1 protein-coding gene is annotated in these 621 nt (G+C 72.8%); it reads left to right on the top strand.

Features of this window, described 5'->3' with window-relative positions:
• Positions 1 to 18: 18 nt before the first annotated feature.
• Positions 19 to 603 carry a hypothetical protein gene (locus AC31A1_RS52310; protein WP_489660060.1) on the top strand — a complete coding sequence of 195 codons (585 nt, stop codon included), beginning with the start codon at positions 19 to 21 and terminating at the stop codon, positions 601 to 603.
• The last annotated feature ends 18 nt before the right edge of the window (positions 604 to 621 follow it).

Genomic DNA, 621 nt, shown 5'->3' with positions numbered 1-621 from the left:
AATGAGAGGCGACCCATCATGCCGCTGCATGTCCCCCCGGCTCCCGCGCCCGCCCTGCGCTCCGTTCTCACGGCACTCGGTTCCCCCACCGCAGTCCGCGAGGCCCGAACACCGTCCCTACGCGCGGCCCAGGGACCGGCAATCCCCGAACTCCCCCTGCCCGTCCACGTGTTGGACAGCGTCACCCCGGAAGGGACGGCCGTCACCCGGCTGGCCGGGTGGCGTTTCCTGATCCGCTGCGGTGACCGCGCGGTCGCCGCGGCCGAGACGATGCTGACTCCCGACGGCTGGGCGTTCTCGCACTTCTTCGAGGGCCCGTACATCGCCGCGACCGAGCGGGCCCTGCGCCAGGCCGAGAACATGAAGGGCGCCTACCAGCCGCGCCTCCTGTCCGTGCCCGGCCTCTACATGCTCACGCTGTGGCTGCACGGCGATCTCAACGCGGACGGCGCCGACGGCCACCCCGTCGCGTCCGATCTGCTGGTCCCGCTGGCCCCCGCGCCGCCCGGCATCGCGGCCCATCGACCGCACCGGGTCGCCGAGTTGCTGCCGATGCTGACCCATCGGGTGACTCCCGCGCCGCTGCTCGGTTCTCCCGCCTGACTTTCCCCCGCCGTCACC

The sequence above is a fragment of the Streptomyces sp. P5F9 genome (assembly GCF_057961495.1).
The sequence above is the reverse complement of the archived record's forward strand: the minus strand, read 5'-3'. Positions and strand labels throughout refer to the sequence as shown.

What these genes read in the sequence shown, in the direction of transcription:
- AC31A1_RS52310 (WP_489660060.1), top strand. Translation starts at nt 19, where the DNA reads ATGCCGCTGCATGTCCCCCCGGCTCCCGCGCCCGCCCTGCGCTCCGTT.